General features: G+C 66.7%; 6 protein-coding genes. All 6 read right to left on the minus strand.

Annotation, left to right across the window (positions count from 1 at the left end; genetic code table 11):
* Positions 1 to 728: hydantoinase/carbamoylase family amidase (locus tag J8I82_RS36805; protein ID WP_431831614.1), on the minus strand; the 728-nt coding region annotated here is incomplete at its 3' end.
* A 154-nt stretch (positions 729 to 882) separates the two neighbouring features.
* Positions 883 to 1,587 (minus strand): ABC transporter ATP-binding protein, encoded by a 705-nt coding sequence (locus J8I82_RS36810; RefSeq protein WP_209765458.1) that lies wholly within the window; start codon positions 1,585 to 1,587, stop codon positions 883 to 885.
* On the minus strand, positions 1,584 to 2,360 hold the full coding sequence (locus tag J8I82_RS36815) for an ABC transporter ATP-binding protein (protein ID WP_209765460.1): 777 nt from the start codon (positions 2,358 to 2,360) through the stop codon (positions 1,584 to 1,586). Before J8I82_RS36815 ends, J8I82_RS36810 begins: the two co-directional genes overlap by 4 nt.
* Positions 2,357 to 3,352: a branched-chain amino acid ABC transporter permease gene (locus tag J8I82_RS36820; RefSeq protein ID WP_209765466.1), complete on the minus strand. Its 996-nt coding sequence runs from the start codon at positions 3,350 to 3,352 to the stop codon at positions 2,357 to 2,359. Before J8I82_RS36820 ends, J8I82_RS36815 begins: the two co-directional genes overlap by 4 nt.
* Complete coding sequence (locus J8I82_RS36825) at positions 3,352 to 4,209, minus strand: branched-chain amino acid ABC transporter permease (protein ID WP_209765462.1); 858 nt, start codon at positions 4,207 to 4,209, stop codon at positions 3,352 to 3,354. The genes J8I82_RS36820 and J8I82_RS36825 overlap by 1 nt, the downstream gene beginning before the upstream one ends.
* 112 nt (positions 4,210 to 4,321) lie before the next feature.
* Positions 4,322 to 5,335, minus strand: a 1,014-nt coding sequence (locus J8I82_RS36830; RefSeq protein ID WP_209765464.1) for an ABC transporter substrate-binding protein, incomplete at its 5' end; no start/stop codon positions are given.

Consider the following 5,335-nt stretch of genomic DNA (forward strand, 5'->3'; position numbering starts at 1 on the left):
GGGGGATGCTCCAGCGCGATGCGGTTGACGATGCCGACCAGCTCTGACGCCGCCAGCAGCGCATCCTTGCGCAGCGCCATCGGCGTGGGGCCCGCATGTGCTTCCATTCCGGTCAGCACCACGTCGTACCAGCGCTGGCCGAGCGCGCCGGTAACCACGCCGATGGTCGTGTCGTTGGCCTCCAGCACCGGCCCCTGCTCGATATGCGCTTCAAAGTAGGCGCCGACCGGGCGCGCCCCGACCGGCTCCTGACCGGCATAGCCGATGGCCTGCAGTGCCTGCCCGACGCGGATGCCATCGCGGTCGCGCTGCTGCAGCACGTCTGCCAGCGCAAACTCGCCGATGAACGTGCCTGAGCCCATCATCACTGGGACGAAGCGCGAGCCTTCCTCGTTGGTCCAGACCGCGACCTCGAGCGGGGCATCGGTGACGATGCCGGCATCGGCGAGCGTGCGCAGCACTTCGATGCCGGCGAACACGCCATAGTTGCCGTCAAACTTGCCGCCGGTCGGCTGGGTGTCAATGTGGCTGCCAGTCATCACCGGCGGCAAGGCGTCGTCGCGCCCGGCGCGCCGCGCAAAGATGTTGCCGATGGCATCGACGCGGATCGTGCATCCGGCCGCTTTGGCCTCGGCGACGAAGAAATCGCGCCCCTGGCGGTCCAGGTCGGTCAGCGCCAGCCGGCATACGCCCCCTTTGGGCGTGGCGCCGATTGTGGCCAGGCGCATCAGAGTGTCCCACAGGCGCTCGCCGTCGATGTGCAGGTCGGCGCGCGCGCCGGCGGCCGCCGCTGCCGCTGCCACTGCCGCGTGGGCAGCTTGCAAAGTCGTCATGTCATTCCTCGTATCGGTCGGCCGGCATTGCGGCCTGCATGATCCAGGTTCAGGCCGCCAGGCCGACGCCGAGATAGCGGTCCTTGACCGCCTCATCGGCACGGAACGCGTCGTTGCTGCCGGTGTAGACTACCCTGCCCTGCTCGATGATCACGTGGCGGTCGGCGAGCTGCGTGCAGACCTCGAGGTTCTGCTCCACCAGCAGGATCGGCACGCCGGCTGCCTTGATGACCTTGAGCTGCGCTACGATTTCTTCCACGATCACCGGGGCCAGCCCTTCGACCGGCTCGTCAAGCATCAGCAGGCGCGGATGGTTCAACATGGCGCGACCGATGGCGAGCATCTGCTGTTCGCCGCCGGACAGCTGCGCGCCGCCGTTGCCGCGCCGCTCGCGCAAGCGCGGGAAGATGCGGTAGATGTCCTGCAGTTGCCACGGCGAATCGCGCCGCGCGGCCAGCTTGAGGTTCTCCTCGACCGTCAGCAGCTTGAAGATGCCGCGGTGCTCGGGCACCAGGCACAGGCCTTCGGCGGCAATCCGGTGTGCCGCCATGCCGGCAACGTCCCTGCCGCGGAAGATGACGCGCCCGCCCTTGGGCTGCACGACGCCGGCGATCGCCTTGAGCGTGGTCGACTTGCCGGCGCCGTTGCGCCCCAGCAGCGTCACCAGTTCGCCTTCGCCGACCGCCAGCGACACGCCTTGCAGCACATGGCTCTTGCCGTAGTAGCCATGTATCTCTTGTACGTCGAGCATCATTCCTTGCCCCCGGTAATCATGTTGCCGAGATAGGCGGCGCGCACGCGCGGGTCGCCGCGCACGACCGCGGGCGGCCCTTCCATCAGCACCTTGCCTTGCTGCATGACCGTGACGGTGTCCGAGATATCCATGACGATGTCCATGTTGTGTTCGATCAGCACGACCGTGTGGTCCTGGGCCAGCCCGCGGATCAACCGCTTCATCGCGCCGAGGTCGTCGACGCCCATGCCCGAGGTAGGCTCGTCCAGAAAGATCGCACGCGGCCGCGCGGCCAGCGCCATGCCGACCTCCAGGCGCCGCTGCTGGCCGTGCGACAGCACGCCCGCTGCGCTGTCGGCAACGCGCATCAGCTCCAGTCGTTGCAGCACCTGGTCGACGATCTCGCCGCAGGCAAGCTCGCCAGCCGGCAAGCGCCATCCGTTCATGGCCTTGCGCGGCGAGGTGCCGAGCGCGGCGAGGCGCAGGTTCTCGCGCACCGCCAGGCTCGGGAACAGGCTGGTGACCTGGAACGAACGCGCAATGCCGCGCTGGACCCGCTGGTAGTCGGCTTCAGCCGTGACGTCCTTGCCGTCGAAGACGATGCGGCCGGCGCTGACTTCCTTCGTGCCGGTCAGCATGTGGAACAGCGTGGTCTTGCCGGCGCCGTTGGGGCCGATCACCGAATGGATCGTGCCCGGCATCACGCGCAGGTCAACCCCGCCCAGCGCCATGAACTTGCCATACTGCTTGACGATGCCGGTGGCTTCAAGGATAGGGGTGGTGGTGGTGGTCATGCGCGTTCCTCCTGCGTGACGGGCGCGCGGCGCAGGCCGCGCAGACGATCCCATACGGTGGCACCCAGCCCCCACAGCCCGCGTTGCATGAACAGGCTGACGGCGATCAGCAGGAAGCCGAGCAGCATCAGCCAGCGCGGCCACAGCGTGGACAGCCAGTCCGCCAGCAGTACATAGAAGGCGGCGCCCAGCACCGAGGCGAAGATATTGCTGGTGCCGCCGATCACGGTCATCACCAGGATCATCTCGCTGGCGTGGTAGTCGATATTGGTCAGCGGCGCGATGCCGGTCAGCATGGCATGCAGCGCGCCGGCCAGCCCGGTGACCGCGCCGGAGACCATGAACGCCAGCAGCTTGAACGTCTTGACGTTGTAGCCGACAGCCAATGCACGCTCTTCGTTGTCGCGGATCGCCAGCAGCGTGCGGCCGAGCACGGACTCGGTCACGCGCAGGGCCACAAAGAACACCACCAGGAACAGCACCGCGACAAAGCCATAGAACTGCCACGGCGATGCCAGCGATACCAGCGCATGGCCAGCCACAGACAGCGGCGGACGCGGGATGTCCAGCAGGCCGTTGTCGCCGCCGGTGATGCCGGGCGCCGTGTACGCCAGGAAGTAGAACATCTGCGAGAACGCCAGCGTCAGCATCACGAAGTAGGTGCCGCGCTGGCGGATCGCAAACCAGCCCACCAGCGCCGCCGCCGCCGCGCCGATGACGATCGCCAGCAGCAGCGCCAGCGGCACCGGCAGGCTTGCGCGGGTCAGCGCCAGCCCCACCGCATAGCTGCCCAGGCCGAAGAAGATCCCCTGGCCGAACGACAGCAGGCCGGTGTAGCCAAGTAGCAGGTTGCACGCCATGGCGGCCATCGCGTAAATCAGCACTTCAGTGGCAAGCGTGCCTGAGCGCATCGTCAGCGGCAGCAGCAGCGTGACGGCAAGTGCCAGCCACCAGAAGCGGTAGCGCAAGAACCCTTGTTTTTCCCTAGCCATCATCCCCTCCCCAGCAAGCCATGCGGACGCAGCAGCAGCACCGCGGCCATGGCGACATAGATCATCAGCCGCGCGCCTTCCGGCCACAGCGTGCTCATCAGGCTCTGCACCATGCCGACCAGCAAGCCGCCCACCAGCGCCCCGGTGAAGCTGCCCATGCCCCCCACCACGACCACGATGAATGCCACACCCAGCGCCTCGACGCCCATGAACGGCTCGGCGCCGCGGATCGGCGCGGCCAGCACGCCGGCGATCGCCGCAGTAGCGGCGCCCAGCGCGAACATCAGGCTGAACAGGCGGAACACGTTGATGCCGAGCAGCGACACCATCTCGGTGGATTCGCTGCCCGCGCGCACCGCGCTGCCCAGGCGCGTGCCTTCCAGCAGCCACCACAGGCCGATGGCCAGCAAGCCGGTGAAGCCGATCACGAACAGGCGGTACTTGGGATAGACGAAGTCGCCCCACATCACCACGCCCTGCAGCGCATCCGGCGGCGGTACGTCGACGCCGAGCGGCCCCCAGCCGACGATGATGAGTTCCTGGATGGCCAGCGCCAGGCCAACCGTGACCAGGATGTGGAATTCGTGCGGCTGCGCGTAGACGTGGCGCAGCATGACCTTTTCGGTCAACCAGGCAAGCGCGCCGATCACGATCGGCGCAACCACCAGCGCCATCCAGAAGTTCATCCCGATCTGCAGCGCCTGGAAGCAGAGGTAGGCACCCAGCGCATAGAAGGCGCCATGCGCGAAATTGACGAAGCGCAACAGGCCGAACACGATCGACAGCCCTACCGCCAGCAGGAAGTAGAGCATGCCGATTCCGACGCCGTTGATCACCTGTAACAGATAGACGTTCATGAGTCGTACGGATGTAGGAAGCCGCCACGCCGCGCGGTGTGCGCGGCATGGTGCTTCGGTGTGCTTCAGTGTGTAGTCTGCCGGGGCGGCGGCCCCGCGCAGTGTCAGGGCATCAGGCCATCTTGCACTGGGTCTGGTCGACCGGCAGGAAGGCCTTGCCAATGCTGACCACCTCGGCGTAGTCGTCCTTGTCCCTCATGCGGGACTTGGCCTTGCCCTTGAGCAGGTAGTAGTTCTTCAGGACCTGGTGGTCGGCGGCGCGGATTTCCTCCGGCCCGGTCAGGCCCTCGTACTTCATGCCTTCGAGCGCCGCCACCACGGCCTTCGGGTCCGCGCTGCCGGCCTTGATCATGCCGTCCACCATGAGCTTGGTGCAGATGTACGAACCAGCCAGGCTGTAGTTGGGATTGGCCTTGAACTTGTCGTGGGTGCGCTTGACCAGGTCGCGGTTCAGCGGGGTATCCACGCCGTGCCAGTACTGCGCGCCGAAATAGACTCCCTCGCACAGATCGGCGCCGAGCGACTCGAACTGCTCCAGCCCCGACGCCCACGCCAGCAGGATGGTGGTGTTCTTCTTCATGCCGAAGCTGACGGCCTGGCGCAGCGTGTCAGCGGACTGCGAGCCGAAGTTCAGGATCAGCAGCACATCCGGCTTGGCGGCCAGCGCATTGGTCAGGTAGCCGCTGAATTCCTTCTCGGTCAGGGCGTGGTAGCTGTTGCCCACGTGCTCGATGCCCTTCTCCTTGAAGATTGCCTTCGCCGCCGACAGGAGCCCGTCGCCAAACACATATTGCGGCGTGATGGTGTACCAGCGCTTGGCCTTGGGCATCGATTCGATCAGCGGCCGCACGGTGCGCTCGATCGCGCCGAAGGTCGGCACCGACCAGCGGAAGGTGGCGCGGTTGCAGTCCTTGCCGGTGATCTCGTCGGCGCCGGCAGTGGTAACGAACACGCCGCCGAATTTTTCGGCCTCCTTGCCCATGGCCAGCGACTCGGACGACAGGATGCCACCCGCGAAATATCGCGCCGCCTTCTGCTGCGCCAGTTCCTGCACCTTGCGCACCGCGGTGGCAGGCTTGCCTTCGGTGTCGAGCACGCTGTAGCGCAGCGGCCGGCCCAGCACCTG

Source organism: Cupriavidus consociatus, from assembly GCF_017814975.1.
GTDB classification, from domain to species: domain Bacteria; phylum Pseudomonadota; class Gammaproteobacteria; order Burkholderiales; family Burkholderiaceae; genus Cupriavidus; species Cupriavidus consociatus.

Coding starts and splice junctions, on each gene's coding strand:
- J8I82_RS36810 (WP_209765458.1), bottom strand. CDS start 1,587: ATGATGCTCGACGTACAAGAGATACATGGCTACTACGGCAAGAGCCAT.
- J8I82_RS36815 (WP_209765460.1), bottom strand. CDS start 2,360: ATGACCACCACCACCACCCCTATCCTTGAAGCCACCGGCATCGTCAAG.
- J8I82_RS36820 (WP_209765466.1), bottom strand. CDS start 3,352: ATGGCTAGGGAAAAACAAGGGTTCTTGCGCTACCGCTTCTGGTGGCTG.
- J8I82_RS36825 (WP_209765462.1), bottom strand. CDS start 4,209: ATGAACGTCTATCTGTTACAGGTGATCAACGGCGTCGGAATCGGCATG.